19 protein-coding genes are annotated in these 17,330 nt (G+C 54.9%); 15 read left to right on the top strand and 4 right to left on the bottom strand.

Translation table 11 applies throughout. The features are described 5' to 3' along the window. Positions 1-38 precede the first annotated feature (38 nt). From OKX01_RS10275 to OKX01_RS10215, 13 genes are all read left to right on the top strand, one after another. Positions 39-608, top strand: a complete 570-nt coding sequence (locus OKX01_RS10275; protein ID WP_094196855.1) for a nitroreductase — start codon at positions 39-41, stop codon at positions 606-608. Positions 609-827: 219 nt separating this feature from the next. Continuing rightward, positions 828-1,658 (top strand): alpha/beta fold hydrolase, encoded by an 831-nt coding sequence (locus OKX01_RS10270; RefSeq protein WP_094196854.1) that lies wholly within the window; start codon positions 828-830, stop codon positions 1,656-1,658. 18 nt (positions 1,659-1,676) lie between these two features. Continuing rightward, entirely contained in the window at positions 1,677-2,114 is a 438-nt protein-coding gene (locus OKX01_RS10265; protein ID WP_094196853.1) for a Zn-ribbon domain-containing OB-fold protein, read from the top strand. Between the two features lies 1 nt (position 2,115). Continuing rightward, positions 2,116-3,261 (top strand): thiolase family protein, encoded by a 1,146-nt coding sequence (locus OKX01_RS10260; protein ID WP_045929923.1) that lies wholly within the window; start codon positions 2,116-2,118, stop codon positions 3,259-3,261. Continuing rightward, positions 3,258-4,064, top strand: coding sequence for an IclR family transcriptional regulator (locus tag OKX01_RS10255; RefSeq protein WP_080723684.1), 807 nt, complete (start codon positions 3,258-3,260; stop codon positions 4,062-4,064). The genes OKX01_RS10260 and OKX01_RS10255 overlap by 4 nt, the downstream gene beginning before the upstream one ends. Continuing rightward, positions 4,061-5,287 carry a CaiB/BaiF CoA transferase family protein gene (locus OKX01_RS10250; protein WP_094196851.1) on the top strand — a complete coding sequence of 409 codons (1,227 nt, stop codon included), beginning with the start codon at positions 4,061-4,063 and terminating at the stop codon, positions 5,285-5,287. Before OKX01_RS10255 ends, OKX01_RS10250 begins: the two co-directional genes overlap by 4 nt. Next, positions 5,284-6,117, top strand: a complete 834-nt coding sequence (locus tag OKX01_RS10245; RefSeq protein ID WP_094196850.1) for an alpha/beta fold hydrolase — start codon at positions 5,284-5,286, stop codon at positions 6,115-6,117. The genes OKX01_RS10250 and OKX01_RS10245 overlap by 4 nt, the downstream gene beginning before the upstream one ends. Before the next feature lie 8 nt (positions 6,118-6,125). Next, complete coding sequence (locus tag OKX01_RS10240) at positions 6,126-6,872, top strand: SDR family NAD(P)-dependent oxidoreductase (protein ID WP_094196849.1); 747 nt, start codon at positions 6,126-6,128, stop codon at positions 6,870-6,872. A 33-nt stretch (positions 6,873-6,905) separates the two neighbouring features. Beyond that, positions 6,906-7,661 (top strand): SDR family NAD(P)-dependent oxidoreductase, encoded by a 756-nt coding sequence (locus tag OKX01_RS10235; protein WP_094196848.1) that lies wholly within the window; start codon positions 6,906-6,908, stop codon positions 7,659-7,661. 27 nt (positions 7,662-7,688) lie between these two features. Further along, complete coding sequence (locus OKX01_RS10230; protein WP_249459343.1) at positions 7,689-8,222, top strand: type II 3-dehydroquinate dehydratase; 534 nt, start codon at positions 7,689-7,691, stop codon at positions 8,220-8,222. Positions 8,223-8,262: 40 nt separating this feature from the next. Continuing rightward, complete coding sequence (locus OKX01_RS10225; protein WP_159063933.1) at positions 8,263-9,240, top strand: TRAP transporter substrate-binding protein; 978 nt, start codon at positions 8,263-8,265, stop codon at positions 9,238-9,240. A gap of 54 nt (positions 9,241-9,294) precedes the next feature. Next, positions 9,295-9,825: a TRAP transporter small permease gene (locus OKX01_RS10220; RefSeq protein WP_159063932.1), complete on the top strand. Its 531-nt coding sequence runs from the start codon at positions 9,295-9,297 to the stop codon at positions 9,823-9,825. A gap of 18 nt (positions 9,826-9,843) precedes the next feature. After that, complete coding sequence (locus tag OKX01_RS10215; protein WP_094196844.1) at positions 9,844-11,130, top strand: TRAP transporter large permease; 1,287 nt, start codon at positions 9,844-9,846, stop codon at positions 11,128-11,130. A 142-nt stretch (positions 11,131-11,272) separates the two neighbouring features. Here OKX01_RS10215 and OKX01_RS10210 read toward each other — a convergent pair whose 3' ends face one another. Further along, positions 11,273-11,689 (bottom strand): MerR family transcriptional regulator, encoded by a 417-nt coding sequence (locus tag OKX01_RS10210; protein ID WP_249459341.1) that lies wholly within the window; start codon positions 11,687-11,689, stop codon positions 11,273-11,275. Between the two features lie 129 nt (positions 11,690-11,818). On the opposite strand from OKX01_RS10210, the gene OKX01_RS10205 reads away from it, so the two are divergent. Continuing rightward, positions 11,819-13,204 (top strand): dihydrolipoyl dehydrogenase, encoded by a 1,386-nt coding sequence (locus OKX01_RS10205; RefSeq protein WP_264671716.1) that lies wholly within the window; start codon positions 11,819-11,821, stop codon positions 13,202-13,204. A 133-nt stretch (positions 13,205-13,337) separates the two neighbouring features. Here OKX01_RS10205 and OKX01_RS10200 read toward each other — a convergent pair whose 3' ends face one another. From OKX01_RS10200 to OKX01_RS10190, 3 genes are all read right to left on the bottom strand, one after another. Continuing rightward, the gene (locus tag OKX01_RS10200; RefSeq protein ID WP_094196841.1) at positions 13,338-13,691 is read right to left on the bottom strand and encodes an ArsR/SmtB family transcription factor; all 354 of its coding nucleotides are present in this window, start codon (positions 13,689-13,691) and stop codon (positions 13,338-13,340) included. A gap of 83 nt (positions 13,692-13,774) precedes the next feature. Beyond that, complete coding sequence (locus tag OKX01_RS18895) at positions 13,775-14,134, bottom strand: hypothetical protein (RefSeq protein WP_395013829.1); 360 nt, start codon at positions 14,132-14,134, stop codon at positions 13,775-13,777. Positions 14,135-14,147: 13 nt separating this feature from the next. Next, on the bottom strand, positions 14,148-14,990 hold the full coding sequence (locus OKX01_RS10190; protein ID WP_264671715.1) for an SGNH/GDSL hydrolase family protein: 843 nt from the start codon (positions 14,988-14,990) through the stop codon (positions 14,148-14,150). A 120-nt stretch (positions 14,991-15,110) separates the two neighbouring features. Between OKX01_RS10190 and fusA the strand changes: the two genes are divergently transcribed. Then, complete coding sequence (gene fusA, locus OKX01_RS10185) at positions 15,111-17,228, top strand: elongation factor G (protein WP_264671714.1); 2,118 nt, start codon at positions 15,111-15,113, stop codon at positions 17,226-17,228. Positions 17,229-17,330: the final 102 nt, after the last annotated feature.

Raw genomic sequence — 17,330 nt, 5'->3', positions numbered from 1 at the left:
ATCAGGGCAGGGCACGCTTAACTGATTCTGGAAGCACTATGAGTACTATTGATTCTTTATTGTCCCGTCGCTCCATCAAGCTGGTGCAAGGCCCCGGCCCGAACGAGCAAGAGCTGGACCTGATTTTGCGCGCTGCCATGGTCGCTCCTGACCATGGCCGTTTGCAGCCATGGCGCTTTTGCCTGATTCGCGGTGAAAACGTGCAGGCTTTGGGTGAGCTGGCTATTGCCGCCAACGAACGCGCCGGTAATCCCTTGACCGAACAGAAAGCCGCCAGCGTGCGCGCTTGGCTGGCCAAGGTGCCTATGCTGATCGCCGTGGCCAGCCACATTGATCACGGTGAAGAAAAAATCCCTGAACTGGAACGTGTATTGGCTACCGGTGCGGCTGTCAGTAATATGCTGCATGCGGCGCATCAATTGGGTTTTGGTGCTTTCTGGAGTACTGGTCTGGGCACTTACGGTGAAGAAGTCCCTGAAGCCTTGGGCTTTGATTCCCTGGATTACCAGTTCCTGGGCTTTGTGTCTGTGGGTACACCGATTCATAAACTAGGCCCTGCGCAGCGCCCTGAACCTCAACAGTTCCTGACTGAGTGGCAAGCTGCTTGAGTCAAGCTGATGAAGAACCGGTTTTAAGATAGTGCCGGTTACCGGGTATCACCCTGGAGGGTGATTGCTGTGGAATGTTTTAAAAAGCCTGAATCCTTTCTGGATTCAGGCTTTTTTTGTGCTCTAGGGTTTGTACTGATAGGCATGAACCTAGTCCCGCTTTTATTATTATTCCATACATTAGAATAACATTCCGTTAAACGGAATATTAACAGGGAAATGATGAAACGAGTTCGCACACAGCACCTGATGCTTCCCGATGGGGCCGAACTACATTACGTAGAAATTGGGCAGCCCAGCGCATCTCGTCCATCCGTACTCATGCTGCACTCCCTGTTTTTCAATGGCGGTATGTTCCTGCCCGTGATTCAGGCGTTGCAAAACGAATGGCACATTATTTGCCCGGATCATCGTAATCAGGGTTTGAGCACCGCAGGCCAGAAGCCCGCCACCATGCATCAGTTGGCACAGGACTACGCGTTCCTGGCCCAAGCGCTGCAGCTTTCTTCTCTGCATGTAGTGGGTAGCTCGATGGGAGGTTATGTGGCTCAGGAGCTGATGCAGTGCGCACCTCAGTTGGTCCGTTCTGCTGTCCTGTCTTGCTGCACCTCGATGGCAGAACAGCAGAAAGAGCGCTTTGACCAACTGGAAGCGCAACTGCGTCGAGATGGCGGTGCGCCCTATGTCTCGGCCTTGCTGCAAACCATGTTTGGAGACGCCTTTCTGGCAAGCACAGACCTTGCTGCTCAGGCTCAGCAGGAGCAGTGGCGCGACTACTTCACACACTTGCCTCCCAGCATTGCCAACTCAGTCAATGGCGTGTTTGCCCGTCCTGACTATCAGTCCCTTTTGGCAGGCAATAGCACCCCTCATTTGTTGATCAGCGGTGCTTTGGACAGAGCTAAAAAGCCCGCTGATATGGAGCATATGCACAGCTTGCTTCCAGACAGCACACATACGGTATTTGAGCAGTCCGGTCACACAACGCCGGTTGAAGTGCCCGAAGCCTTCGCACTGCAAATTGAGAATTTTTGGAATCAAGTTAATTAATGCTGCAAGGATTAATTCATGCCAGTTACTGAATCTACTGAGCTGCCGACGGCAATGGCTTTCGGTGCAAATGCACAGCCGATACGAGATATTGCGTTAGACCAGGCTAGCCAGTTTGTTGTTGAAGATGGCGCGGTCTTGTTGCGTGGCAGCCAGAGCCGTTCCAGCGGCAGCAAGGCTTTTCCCGTCCGTGACGTGTGTATGGAAACGGGTGCTCGCGACATGCAAGACATGTTTTTTGGCCCATTTGGAAAGCTCTACAGTTTTTCCACCATTTATGTTTCCGCGTCGCGTCCCACGCCTTACACCTTGGGTTATGTGGATTTTCCTAACGGAGTTCGTGTTTTGGCACACATACGTTGTGAAGACCTGAGTGCCTTGTATTGCGATATGCCTGTCAGTACTGCCACCGATGGCAATGACTGGTTTGTAACTCCTGTGTCGGCGGAGAAGTAAGGTGAGTGAAGCATATGTAGTCGGCGCGGCCATGATTCCCATGGCTCGTCATAAAGAATCCAGCTATACCGGTTTGGCCTTGCCTGCAATCCTGAACGCGATGGCCAGTGCCGGTGTACAGGCTCAGGATATTGATGCTGTTGTTTGCGGCCACGCCTTTGGTGGCATGTTGACGGGACAGCGTCTGGTCAAGGAAATCGGTATTGGTACAGTGCCTGTCGTCAATTGCGATAACGCTTGCTCGGGTGGGGCCACAGCTATTCACTTGGCGTGGAAAGATATCCAGGCTGGCCGACACGACATCGTGCTGGTGATCGGTGTGGACAAGCTGACGCAGTTTGGCGGAGGCACCTTGCCTCTGGTGCAGGAAGATCCCGAAGTCCAGCAAGGTTTGGTGATGCCTGCGGTGTATGGCATGCGTGCTCGTCGTTACCTGCATGAACGCAATCTGGGGCCAGAAGTTCTGGCGCAGGTCTCCATCAAGGCTCGCACACACAGTAAACATAATCCCTATGCACAGTATCGCGATCCACTGACCGTGGAGCAGGTGCTGGCATCACGTCCTATTTGTGACCCACTGACCTTGCTGCAATGTTGCCCTACGGGGGATGGCGCGGCGGCCTTGATCATGGTGTCCGAGCGTGCCTTGAAACGCTTGCAGAAACCTGCCATGCGGGTCGCTGCGTCGGTGCTGCATTCCGGTCAGGCGACCAGCGGTTTTCGCGATATGACTCGTCCCGAGATTTCGGCGGAATCTGCCCGCGATGCCTACAAGATGGCGGGGATTACAGCCCAGGATCTGGATGCGGTTGAGCTGCATGACGCGTTTACAATCGCCGAACTTATTTATTACGAAGCACTAGGATTGTGTGAGGTCGGACAGTCCGCTCAGTTCCTGCTGGATGGCCGCAGCACCTACGGCGGTGACGTGGTGGTGAACCCCAGTGGCGGTTTGCTGGCCAAGGGTCACCCAGTGGGAGCAAGCGGTGTGGCCCAAGCCGTGGAAATGTACTGGCAACTGACACACCAGGCCGGAGAACGTCAGGTTCCTGATGCTCGCTACGCCATGACTCACGTCACGGGTGGCGGTATTGCGGGCCTTGATCATGGTGCTTGTGCAATCCATATTTTTGAAGCCCAGATATGACCACACAAAACACGTCCACCTCTACTAGTTCAACCGGAACCGTAAGCCGTGCGCTTCAGCTATTGGCTGTCTTGGCGGAGTCCAATGGCCCGGTAACCGTCAAGCAAGTGTCCGAGCAAATGGGCCTGGCCCCTTCAACGGCTCACCGCTTGCTCAATCTGCTGCGCAAAGATGATTTTGTTGCGGTGGTCAGTGGTGGAAGTGGTTTGTACAGCATTGGGCCTGAATTTTATCGAGTAGCGGCGCAAGTGATGAGCGCTGAATCCAAGCCTGCCTTGGCACAAAAATCTCTGGACGAGATTGCTTCCGAGTTCAACGAGACTGTCCTGTTTGGCACGTATGCCGTCAGCGAGTCGGCCATGAGTTTTGCCGCCATCGCACGAGGCGAGCACAAGCTGCAATATCAGATTGATTTGCACAAACCCATGTCCCTGGTCTGGGGGGCTTCCGGCAAGGCTATTTTGGCGTATCTGGATCAGGACACGATAGAGCGTGTGTATGCCAAGGCCGAGACCTCTCCGGCGCAAGATGCACCTTTGCCTGCTTTGGAGTCGCTTTTGGCAGAGCTGAGCGAAGTGCGCCAGAACGGCTATGCCCACAGCATGAGCGAGAAGTTGCCCGATGCACGCGGGGTTGCTGCACCAGTCTTTGATAACCACGGCATTGTGGGCTGTATTTGTTTGACCATGCCCACTACCCGTGTGCCCAGTGCAGGTTTGAGCGCCATTACCGCTGCCGTTATTCATCATGCCGAAAAACTGTCCGAGATGTTCGGATACCGACATAGAAAAACCAAATTATGAGTCATACCGCTACCGCTCAGCCCCTGGCAGGCTATAAGGTCATCGACCTCACTACCTTTTTGTCCGGTCCCTTCTGCACACAAGTGCTGGGGGATCTGGGGGCTGAAGTGGTCAAGATCGAGGCACCGGAAGGTGACTCCAGTCGCAGTATTCCCCCCCATTTTGTGGGTGAGGATAGTGCCTACTATCTGAGTATCAACCGCAATAAAAGCAGTTTGGCGGTAAATCTGAAAACCGCTGAAGGGCTGGACCTGGTTCGACAACTGATCCTGAAAGCGGATGTGGTTGTGGAAAATTACCGCCCCGGTGTGGCAGCCCGTCTGGGCCTGGACCCACAGGCCTTGTGTGAAGAACACCCCGGCCTGGTCTGGGCGTCCATTAGTGGTTTTGGACAAACCGGCCCGGATCGTGACAAACCTGCTTACGACATGATTGTGCAAGCCTTGTCAGGCGTCATGAGCCTGACGGGCGAAGAGGGCAGACCCGCCGTACGTTTGGGTATTCCAGCCGGTGATACGGTGGCTGGTTTGTACGCGACTATCGCTATCAATGCCGCCTTGGCTGACAGGGAGCGTACTGGTAAAGGTCGGATTGTGGATGTGGCGATGCTGGATTGCCAGTTGGCCATGCTGTCCTATCAAAGTGCCTATGCCTTGATTGCAGATGTGACGCCCGCGCCTCAAGGGGCCAAGCATGACTCTATTCCTACTTATCGCTCATTTCGAGGGGGAGATGGCCGTGAGTTTGTGGTGACGGCCAATACCGAGAGAATGTGGCAAGGCTTGTGTCGTGTGCTGGGTTTGGAATCGCTTATTGACGATGAGCGTTTCCAGACTGGTGCCAGCCGCCTGAAAAACAAGCAGGCCTTGTGGGAGCTGCTTGAAAGCGCTTTCGCGACACAAGCGGCTGCGCATTGGATTCCTTTATTGGAAGAGCATAGCGTGCCGGTTGCCTTGATCCAGTCTGTGCCAGAGGCATTGGCGCATGCGCGCACTTCAGAGCGCAGCATGATTCTGGCGCTTCAAAATGAAGACCACAGCATTGAGGTCGTTGGAAACCCCATCAAATTCGTGGGCGCCGAAGCGGCTCCATCTCGGTTCCCTCCTAAGAAGGGCGAGGATGATGCGCGCGTGTTGGGTGAGTGGTTAAGCCTGTCTGCTGAAGCTGTGTCGTCTTTACAAAGTAAAGGCGTTTTGTTGAACAGCACGTGTAGCCAAGCATGACGAACCCATTGAGCAGGCTTCATTATTCGGGTTCTTTGCTCGCGGTGGACAAGGGCACGAGCCGTGATGAGTGTGTCATTGCCTTGCACTCCATCGGAGTCGATGCGTGCTCCTTTGACGCACTGTTCAGCTATTTGGCTGCCGATTACCCGTGTCTGAGCTACGACCTGCGAGGTCATGGCTCGGCTGTCGCGCTATCGCATTTCGACCTGGATACCTTGGTGGACGATGCCGTCAAGGTGGTGGAGTCCTGTCGTTGTGACAAGGTTCATTTGCTGGGGCATTCGATTGGTGGGGTGATTGCAACCCTGGCGGCGGCCAGGTTGGCCGAGAGTTCTTCCAAGAAGGTGCAAAGCCTGAGCATTATCGCCAGCCCGCCGATGGGTTTGGCGGTATTTGGTGAGCGTGCCCAGGCCATACAGCACGAGAGCCGTCAAACCATTGTGCAGACCACTATGCAGCGCTGGTTTGGTGGTCTGGAACCCAGTCCTGAGCTAGCCCAAGCCATGCAGTACGCAGAGCAACAGCTACGCCTGGTTCCGGTGAAGACATTGCTGAGCAGTTGGCAAAGTCTTGCCCAGTTTTCCGGGTATGGCGACCTAGCGGCGCACTTGCCGGCCACTTTGCTGCTGACGGGCAGCCAGGATCTGTCTACGCCCGCCAGTGCCATGCAGATCATCCTGGATACTTTGCACAAAGCCGGCAAGACACAGACCGCGCTACACATTATTGATGGGGCAGGGCACATGTTGCCACTGACTGCGCCCGATACCTTGATTGATTTGCTGTTGGCGCACTTCAAGGCATCTGGAAACACACATTTTTGCTAGGAACCGTTATGTCAGATTTTACAGGCCGAATCGTGGTTGTCACGGGTGCTGCCGCCGGCATCGGCCAGGCTGTATGCCAGCACCTGCTGGAGTTGGGTGCCATTGTGGGGGGGATTGACCGTCAGCCTGAGGGTATCCCTCAAGGGGCCACGGCCTTGATTGCCGATGTGACCGATCAGGAGTCCTTGAATTTGGCGCTGGCCGGGTTTGCCCAAGAACAGGGCGGCATTGATGTCTTGATCAATAACGCCGGTGTGAGCTTTGTGGGCACGATAGAAGATGGCAGCGACGAAGACTGGCTGCGCATTTTTAACATCAACGTGCTGGGCTATATGCGTAGTACGCGTGCGTGTTTGCCGTATTTGCGTCAGTCGAAAAATGCCGTGATCGTCAATATGTCTTCCTGCACGGCGATCAATGGTTTACCCGAGCGCGCGCTGTACTCAGCGAGCAAAGGGGCGATCCAGTCCATGACGCTGGCGATGGCCGCCGATTTGATTGCCGAGCAGATTCGCGTAGTGGGCATTGCCCCCGCCACCGTAGACACCCCTTTCATGACCGAGCTGGCCAAGCGCGCTAGCGATCCGATGGCCAAGCGCAATGAGTTTCACCGTCGTCAGCCTACTGGCCAAATGGTACAGCCCGAAGAGGTTGCCCGCCTGGTTGCCCACGTTGCCCACCCGGGGGCGCTGTCTTACACCGGCACCGTCATCAATATTGATGGTGGTATGGCTACCTTACGTATGCCTGCCTGAACACATTCATACCCATACCAATAAGGAACTATCGTGAGATTTGAAAATAAAACAGTGATTATTACCGGAGCGGGCCAAGGGATTGGTCGTGCCTACGCGCAAGAATTTGCCAAGGCCGGGGCCGCAGTGGTGGTCGCTGATTTGAACATCGACAAAGCACAGGCGGTTGCCGCAGAAATTCAGGCAGAAAATGGTCAGGCACTGGCCGTCAAGGTCGACGTGTCCGATGACAAGAGCACGGCCGAGATGGTTGCGCAGGCGGTCAAAGCCTTTGGCACCGTGGACGTTCTGATTAACAATGCGGCCGTTTTCTCGACTTTGAAAATGAAACCATTTGAAGAAATCGATGCCAACGAGTGGGACTTTGTGATGGGCGTCAATGCCCGTGGTGTCTTTAACTGCGCCAAGGCAGTATCGCCTTTCATGAAGCAACAGCAAAGCGGCAAGATCATCAATATTTCTTCCAGCGTTGTGGTCACGGGCCGCGCGAACTACGCGCACTACGTGGCCTCAAAAGGGGCGGTTGTCGCCTTGACCCGCGCCCTGGCTACCGAGCTGGGTGAGTACGGCATCAATGTCAATGCCATCAGTCCGCACGGCATTGTGACCGAAGTGCCACGCGACACCATTCGTCCAGAGCAATGGGACGCCATCATCGCTGCCCAAACCCTGAAACGTAAAGGGGATGTCAGCGACATGATTGGCGCCACCATGTTCCTGGCTTGCGATGAAAGCAAATACATCACGGGTCAGACACTGAACGTGGATGCTGGTCTGCGTTTTAACTAATCCCACTTGGCAAGAGGCTTTCCGAGCATGAGTGCACATAACTTCACCATCACCCGTTCTTCCAACCGCAAACACCTTATCGCTGTGATTGATGGCCCGAACATGTCGAGCCTGGGTAAGCGCAGCAAAAAAGTCTATGGAAACATTCAGTCCCTGGACGAGCTCAAGGGATGTGTGCGCAACTTTGGTGAGCAGTTGGGTGTAGAGGTAGAGAATTTTTCGTCCAATCACATGGGCGATATTTTGGAGTACATCCACGAGTCCGCTCATCGGGTCGATGGTTACCTTATTAACCCCGCAGGCTTGACCACCATTGGCGAGGGCGTACGCCATGCCTTGGAAGACACGGAGCTGCCCGTGATGGAAGTTCATTTTTCGAATATTGCGGCCGGTGCTGGCGCTGCCCGTGGTCTGGGCGGTGGCAGTATTCAATCCAGTTTTACCCATACCGCTACTGGCATTTGCATGGGCATGCGTCATTACAGCTACCTGGCTGCGCTGACCGCCTTGACCTTGGCTCTGGATGATCAGAGCTTCCTGGGGCGACCTTCGGGTCAGTAGTTTCTCTTTATCTCATATAACGATTAATACGGAGGAAGACATGAAAAAGTTTTCTCTACTTGCTACCATTTTTGCCGCAGTCGGTTTGTTCAGCAGCGTTGCCGCCCAGGCAGAAATCAAACCGGTCACGTTGAAGTTTGCACATATTTATGCTGTCCAGGATCACTGGGGACAAACAGCAGAGCGCTTTAAAGCGGCTGTTGAAGAGCGTTCAGGTGGGAAAATCAAAATCAATATCGATGCCAACGGCTTGACAGGTGACTGGCCTCAGTCCATCGAAGGCTTGCGCATGGGCACCAATCACATTGTGCTGCAAAGTGTGGGGGCGTTGGACCGTTACGCCAAGTCAGCCGGTGTCGAAGCTTATCCTTACCTGATTCGCGATATGGATCACTACCGTGCTGTGTACAACGGCCCGGTTGGCCAAGCGCTGTATGAGCAGATCGCCAAGGAAAGCGGCTTCAAGCTGGTGGGTGCAGCCTATCGTGGCGCTCGCTACCTGACTTCAAACCGTGTGATTCAAAACCCGGACGATTTGCACGGCCTGAAAATGCGTGTCCCGCCACTGCGCATGTATCGCAGCACCTGGACCACGCTGGGTGCCAGTCCGGTGCCTATGGGCATGGCTGAGCTGTTCACCTCCTTGCAGCACGGCATGATCGATGGTCAGGAAAACCCCCTGGAAGTGATCAAGAACGTCAATCTGTTCGAGGTGCAAAAGAACGTGGCTGAAACTCAGCACACCATCGGCGCGATGACCTTGATTTATTCGGACGCCTACTTCAAAAAACTGCCCGAAGAGACACGGCAGATTTTGCAGGAAGAGGGCGAGCGTGTGATGCAAGAGGCCACAGATCGCATGATAGCGGAAGAGGAAAACATGAAGCAGTTCCTGATCGGAAAAGGCATGGCATTTAACGCCGTTGACCGCGAAGCCTTTGCGACCAAGATTAAAGCCATGGATGCAGAGTTCCCCGAGCTGCAGGTTTGGCTGGATAAAATCCGCGCCGTTCAATAATGAAAAAATCGGGACATGTGTCACCCGCATGTCCCGACCCCACAGGTAAAAGTTATGACAACTAACAACGTACCGACCAAAACAGAAAATTGGGCCGATAAAAGCGCGTCTGTTATTGAAAAGGCGCTGGACTGGATTATCGGCAGCATGATGTTTGTGATGTGTGCGGTTATTGCATGGCAGATCTTCTCTCGCTACGTCCTGAAAGATATGTCCTCCTGGAGTGAGGAAGTCGCTCGCTTCTTGATGGTGTGGATTTCCTTGCTGGGCAGTGCGGCTGTATTGCGCCGTGGTGGTCATGTCACTGTCACCATTTTGCTAGATTACCTTTCGAGCAAACTCAAACGGCGCGTATTGATTATTCGCGACCTTTTGATGTTGGCGACTCTGCTCAGCATGACCTACTACGGTTGGGAATTTGCGCAAATCAATGCGGTTCAGCTATCGGCGGCGATGGACATTCCCATGTCTTGGGTTTATGCGTCCCTGTGGCTAGGGATGGGCTTGTGTGTCGTCATTTTGCTCTTGATTCGCTTGGGCAGTCAGTCCGATTGGACATCTGGCAGTACCGATGAGCATCCCTAAGTACGGAAAACACTTTTTATGATCACCGTAACCTTAATTACCCTCCTGACGCTCATTCTCATGCTGATTGGCATGCCGATCGGCTTTGCCATCACGGCGGGCGTTCTGGCTGCTTTGGTAGTGCTGGGTGATATCAGTTTGATGGCGGTTCCCCAGCAATTGTTCAGCGGACTGGACAGTTTCTCCTTGCTGGCTATCCCGTTTTTTGTATTGGCTGGCAGCTTGATGACTTCCGGTGGCTTGACCAGCCGACTGCTGGATTTTGCCAATGCCTTGTTAGGTCGTTTCAAAGGGGGCTTGGCCATGAGCGGCGTGCTGGCCTCTGGCATGTTTGCCGGGATATCCGGTTCGGCGGTGGCAGATACCAGCGCCTTGGGCCGTATCATGATTCCGGCCATGATCCGCTCGGGCTATCCCCCCGGTTTTGCGGGCGGCGTCATTGCGGCAGCGAACGTGGTGGCCCCCATTATTCCGCCCTCTATTCCCTTTATTGTCGTGGCTGTTCTGACGGGCCAATCCATCACAACGTTGTTTCTGGCTGGAGTGGTGCCAGGTGCTCTTTATATGTTGTCCATGCTGGTGTTGAGCTGGTGGATCAGCAAGCGCAATAATTTCCCCACGCAAGGCAAGGCTTCGGGCAAGGAAATCTGGACGACATTCAAGAACTCGGCCTTTGCCTTGCTGCTGCCGATCTTTATTCTGGGCGGTATTCGCAGCGGTATTTTCAACATTACCGAAGCCGCTATTATGGCGGTGATTTATGCTCTGATAGTCGGTACGTTTGTGTACCGTCAGATCACCTGGAAAGTCTTTGTCGATAGTTTGGTCGGCGCAGCCCATACCACCGCCGTGATCATGATTATCGTTGCAGCAGCACGTGTTTTTAGTTGGTTGTTGGCTTATGTCAGCATTCCGGAGGCCATTTCCGCCTTTGTCTTGGAAAACATCAGCAACCCGCTCGTGTTCCTGCTGTTCGTCAATGTGCTGTTGCTGATCGTGGGTATGTTTCTGGAGACCAATGCCGCTTTGGTCATGCTGATTCCTGTGCTTTACCCCATTGCGATGAAATTGGGTATTGATCCTACGCACTTTACTGTGGTTACTGTCGTGAATCTGTGCATCGGTTTGATTACCCCGCCCGCGGGCTTGTGTTTGAATATTTCGTCCTTGCTGGCTCGCATCTCTTTAGAGCGTGGTGTGGTGGGTATTGCTCCTTTCCTGTTAACAGCTTTGCTGGTACTGCTTCTCTTGACCTTGTTCCCACAAGTGTCGGTGTGGCTGCCTAATTTGGTTGCGGGCTCTTAGGATACGTATAAGTAGGTAAAAGGCGGCTGCCTCCCGGACCTTGATGAAGGTTTGGGAGGTTTTTTTTCAAAGTGGTCCTGTTGTTAACCGGTCCGGGCAGGGAAGGCCCACAAGCGTCGCATGGGTCTGGATGAGCCCACGGCTAACTTGGTTTCTGAACCGAACTGGAACAATGACCGCCCTCTAACCCATCCAAAATCGGGCAATCCGGCTGGTGGTCGCCCTGGCATTGCTCAGCCAGCACGCGCAGCTTGGCCGCCATGTCCAGCAGCAGAGCCGCGCGGCTTTCCAGATCCTTGATATGTGCCTGGGCCAGTTGCTTGACCTCGCTGCTGGGACGTTGCTGGTCGCGCCACAGGCTGGTCAACTGCTGAATGTCCGCCAGATTGAAGCCCAAATCCTTGGCACGAACAATAAAGTGCAAGGTATCCAGATCCTGATCCTGGTAGACGCGGTAGCCATTGGGGGCACGGTCACTATGCAAGAGTCCCAGATCTTCATAGTGCCGAATCATCTTGGGTGTCAGGCCGGTTACGCGGGCCGCTTCACTAATCAGCATGGGCTTTCCTTGGGGCAGTGCAAGGGGACTGCGTTATGATTGAAAGAGTCAATTCTGCACATTGTAGAGCGGGCCGTCAGGTAGGTCATCAGGCCCCTGATTGCCTGAGTATGGACTCAAGGAGTGGTGATGAAAGAAATTCAGTGTGATGTTGCCGTCATTGGAGCAGGGACAGCAGGTATGACAGCGTATCGTACGGCCAAACGAGCCGGCAAACGAACGTTGATGATCGAATCAGGCCCTTATGGCACCATGTGCGCACGCGTTGGCTGCATGCCATCCAAGTTGCTGATTGCAGCGGCCGATGCCGCCCATCATGCCCGCCATACCGCTCCCTTTGGTGTTCACGTGGATGGCAGTATCCGCATTGAAGGCAAAGAGGTTATGGACCGCGTACGCCGCGAACGGGATCGCTTTGTGCAGTTTGTGGTGGACGATGTGGAAGGTTTTGATTCCCAGGACAAAGTGCGTGGCCATGCCCGCTTTGTGTCCGAGCATGTGCTGGAAGTGGACGACCATACCCGTATCACTGCAGGACACGTGATTATCGCTACGGGCTCCACGCCGGTGCGCCCCAAGGAGCTGGAGCCGCTGGGGGTTTTGTTAATCAGTAACGAAGAGGTTTTCGACTGGACGGATCTACCGGAAAGTGTGCTGGTCGTGGGCACCGGTGTCATTGGTCTGGAGCTAGGCCAGGCGCTGGCGCGCTTGGGCGTGAAGGTGTCCATCATCAACCGTAGCCAGAGTCTGGCCGGGCTTTCCGATCCCGAAGTGCGTGAAGCGGGAAGGGCAATCTTCAGTCAGGAACTGAACATTCGTGCCGACGTAGCTGTATTGGGTAGTGAAGTCGTCAATGGCAAGGCGCGCGTGCGCTTGCAGGTGAATGGCAAGGAGTTGGTCGAGGACTACGACTATGTACTGGGGGCGGCAGGCCGCAAACCTCAGTTGGATAATCTAGGGCTGGAAAATACGCCTGCGGAATGGGATAGCAAAGGGCGGGTGGTCTTTGACCTGGACAGCTTGCAATTGAAAGGCACCGCTATCTATCTGGCGGGCGATGTGAACCAGCGCGCACCTATCTTGCATGAGGCAGCAGATGATGGTCGTCTGGCCGCCTTGCAGGCCGCCAGCAATGGCCAGGACGAGCCTATGGCGCGTCGTGCCCGCATGGCGGTGGTGTTCAGTGATCCGCAGGTGGCCGTGGTTGGCACACCCTTTAAGTCGCTGCCAGAAGGTGCAGTGACGGGTAGTGTGAATTTTGGCAATCAGGGCCGTGCCCGCGTGATGTTGGTCAACCGTGGCTTGCTGCATGTGTATGCAGACAAGGAGGGCAAGTTCCTGGGGGCCGAGATGGTCGGGCCTCAAGCCGAACATATCGCTCATTTGTTGGCCTGGTCCTTGCAGATGGGGCTGACACTGGATCAGATGCTGGCGATGCCGTTCTATCATCCTGTATTGGAAGAGGGTCTGCGTACGGCCTTGCGTCAGGCTCAATCTGCCTTGCGAGGCAAGTAAGCTCATCTGAATGGGGTTGATTTCGTTCTCGGGTTTTTGCCCCGGGAATCTTGATCCTGTATTTGAACTGCCCGCCAAAGCTTGGATGCTGATCCGACCTTGGGCGGGCAGTTTGATTTTCAGGGCATTTTTATTATTTAGCGGCGTTTTGCAGATGTTGCGCGGTGGTCGCCTCGGTTACCGGGTCATGTTCCAGTGCGCCTAGCAAGGAATGCAGCAGGCCGGGAAAGCGTGCCTCCAGATCGTCCTTACGTAGAGACAGTAGGTTTTCCCGTCCAGAGGGTCGTTGCCAGATCACGCCGCTATCGCGCAATACACGCCAGTGATGGGTCATGGTGGATTTGGTTTGGCCTTGCAGCAGCGAGCCACACGCGCGTTCGCCTTCCGAGGCCAAGGCGCGTACAACGGCCAGGCGCAAAGGATTGCCCAGGGCCGTGAGCACATTTTCCAAGCGAATCTGTGCGCGCTCGGGATGATTGGGAAGCATGTAAAGTCCTGTCTTGATTCGTCGCAGTGATTGTACCTGTGTCCACGTACCGTCTCCTGCCTATTAGTCGCCCTTGCTACTGCTTATGCTGTGATTTCTGAACGCTGCAGTAGCGAAAGCAGCGTTTTTATGGAGATGGATTCGGCAATTAATTGATTGCCATGATTATGAGGATGCAGGTGATCGCCCACATCCAGAGCCGCTCGCAGGCGTTGCGGGTCTTGCGGATCGCGTAGCAACGTGTCCAGATCGATAAGGGCATCAAATTCCTGGCTGCTACGCATCCAGGTATTCAGCGCTTGTCGGATGGCTTCTTTCTCTGGGGTGAAGAAGGCATCGAAGGGTGAGCCGCCAAAGGCTCCCTTGAAGGGCGTTAAGGTCAGTCCTACTAGTGGGATGTGCTTGGCATGGGCTTGAGCAATCAGGTCTTGATAGGCCGTAATCAGAACTGCTGCGCTAGGGGGGGGCTGTGTCCGGTTCCAGCGGCGTGCCCGGCCAACCCAGATCGTTTAGGCCGACCTGGAGGATGCCCAGTCGGATGCCAGGGACGTTTAAGACATCACGTTCAAAACGGATCTTGGCGCTTATGCCTATGCCATTTTGTCGCAGCCGGGAGCCAGATTGCCCTGCATTGACGACTGCGACGCCATGCGGCACCAAGTGTTTTGCCAGATGATCTGTCCAGCGTTGATCACTATCGATGGATACGCCATTGCCATCAACCAAAGAGTCCCCAATGACGGCCACCACGCTGCGGTTTGTGCTGGTTTCGACCCAGGCGGCGCTGAGTACAGGCAGGGCGGTGATCTCGGTGCCTGTGCAAGAATCAACGTGCTCGACCAAGGTCTGGTTGCCGGGCAGGAGGGTGACAGTACGCCTCGTATCCCAATGAAAGCTGGACACGGGACAACGCTGGGGCAGATAGAAGCGTACAAATAGGCTGGCCAAATCGGGGATATCCAGCTCGAGCGGATCACTGAGCAACGTTTTACCCGCAGCAATAACGGCCTGTGGTTGAGCGGAAAACAGTAGTGTCTGGTGCTTCTGTGTGTTCGAGCCAAGTGCCACACTGACCGGGCCCAGAATCAGTGGCTGTGTGCCGTATTCGTTGGAAAAAAGCAGTCTTAAACGCTTCCCACCCAAGCTGACGCGCAACCTCAAGGCCACCGTTTGTTGGCCGCTTAGCGCTGCCATATTGTTTGGGAAAGGTAGTTCTTCGCCCCAGAGCGGTTGGGTGCTGGCGGTCCAGGTGGCAATCCAGTGGGATGACTTTGAGTGTTCTTGAGATAAGTGGTGCACAGAAAATTCCTTGTTAATAGTACGATTGTAGGCGTACTATTAGATGATTATCAACCACTGAAATAAACAGGAGCCCAACTGCCTTGTTGCGCAAGGTATAAGGACTTCAAGGGAATTATCATGGCCCGCCATACCCCCATTACTCGCTATCGGAACATCGGTATATCGGCACATATTGATGCCGGCAAGACCACGACAACCGAGCGCATTCTTTTCTACACCGGCGTCAGTCACAAGCTGGGGGAAGTGCATGACGGGGCGGCCACCATGGACTGGATGAGTCAGGAGCAGGAGCGTGGCATCACCATAACCTCGGCGGCCACGACCTGCTTTTGGCAAGGCATGGATGGCTCGCTGCCCGAGCACCGTATCAATATCATCGACACCCCCGGCCACGTGGATTTCACCATCGAGGTGGAGCGTTCCATGCGCGTGCTGGACGGCGCGGTCATGGTGTATGACGCTGTCGGCGGGGTACAGCCGCAATCCGAAACGGTTTGGCGTCAGGCCAACAAGTACAAGGTTCCGCGCCTGGCTTTCGTCAACAAGATGGACCGTGTGGGGGCGGATTTCTTTCGCGTACGTCGGATGATGGTGGATCGACTCAAGGCCAATCCTGTGCCTGTGGTGATCCCTATGGGGGCTGAAGATGGCTTCAAAGGCGTGATCGACTTGCGCTTGATGAAAGCGATTGTGTGGGACGAGGCCTCTCAGGGCATGAAATTCAGTTTTGAGGACATCCCTGATGATCTGCAGGCCCCGGCCAAACAGTGGCGCGAGCGCATGCTGGAAGCGGCGGCAGAGGCCAATGAAGAGCTGATGAATCAGTACCTGGAAACGGGTGACTTAAGCGTGGCCCAGATTACGTTGGGCCTGCGCTTGCGCACCATTGCCGGAGAGATTCAGCCCATGCTGTGTGGTTCGGCCTTCAAGAACAAGGGGGTACAACGCATGCTGGATGCGGTGGTGGAGCTGCTGCCTTCCCCTGTGGATGTGCCCGCTGTGCAGGGTTTGGACGAGGCCGGTGAAATCGTCACTCGCCAATCTGACGACAATGAGAAGTTCTCAGCATTGGCATTCAAGCTGATGACGGACCCGTATGTCGGCCAGCTAACCTTTGTGCGAGTGTATTCCGGTGTGCTGGCCAAGGGGGATAGCGTCTATATTCCGGGCCGTGGCAAGAAAGAGCGTATTGGCCGGATTGTGCAGATGCATGCCAATGACAGACATGAGGTCGATGAACTGCATGCGGGTGATATTGCCGCCTGTGTTGGCCTGAAAGAGGTCAGCACAGGGGAAACCTTGTGTGATCCTTTGGCCATCATCACGCTGGAGCGCATGGAGTTTCCCGAGCCGGTGATTCGTCAGGCCGTGGAGCCCAAGGCCAAGTCCGATCAGGAAAAGATGGGGATTGCGCTCTCGCGTCTGGCTTCTGAAGATCCGTCTTTCCGTGTCAGCACGGACGAGGAATCGGGCCAGACGATTATTGGCGGTATGGGCGAGCTGCATCTGGAGATTATTGTGGATCGCATGAAGCGCGAGTTCGGTGTGGAAGCGAATGTGGGCAAACCGCAAGTGGCCTACCGCGAAACCATCAGCAAGACCGTGCGTGATGTCGAAGGCAAGTTTGTGCGTCAGTCCGGCGGTAAAGGACAGTACGGCCATGTGGTCTTCACCCTGGAGCCGCAAGAGGCGGGCAAGGGCTTTGAGTTCGTCGATGCCATCAAGGGCGGGGTGGTTCCGCGTGAGTACATTCCGGCAGTGGAAAAAGGTGTGCTGGAGGCCTTGAACAGTGGTGTGCTGGCGGGCTATCCCGTGGTGGATGTGAAAGTCACCTTGACCTTCGGTTCCTACCACGACGTGGACTCGTCCGAGCAAGCCTTCAAGATGGCGGCGATCTTCGGTTTCAAGGAAGCGGCCAAACAGGCTTCACCCGTGATCCTGGAGCCTATGATGGCGGTGGAAGTGGAAACGCCTGAAGACTATGCCGGCAATGTGATGGGTGATCTGTCCAGCCGTCGGGGCATGGTTCAGGGTATGGATGATATGGTGGGGGCGGGCAAGCTGATCAAGGCGGAAGTGCCTTTGTCCGAGATGTTTGGTTATGCCACCACGCTGCGTTCCATGTCCCAGGGCCGTGCAACGTACAGCATGGAGTTCAAACGCTACGCGGAAGTGCCCAGGTCCATGGTGCAGGATCTGGTGGCAGAACGTCAGAGCACACGACAGGGAGGCTGATGACAAAGGGGGCGGGTTTTCCTGTGTCTAACCAGGCACGGGAACCCCCGCCCCTGATGCTTTGCCTGTTGTTGTTGTTGTTGTTGTTGTTGTTGTTGTTGT

It is taken from the genome of Alcaligenes sp. SMD-FA, from assembly GCF_025960365.1.
GTDB lineage: Bacteria > Pseudomonadota > Gammaproteobacteria > Burkholderiales > Burkholderiaceae_B > Alcaligenes > Alcaligenes aquatilis.
Note: the sequence above shows the minus strand (reverse complement) of the source record. Positions and strands in the feature narration are given on the sequence as shown.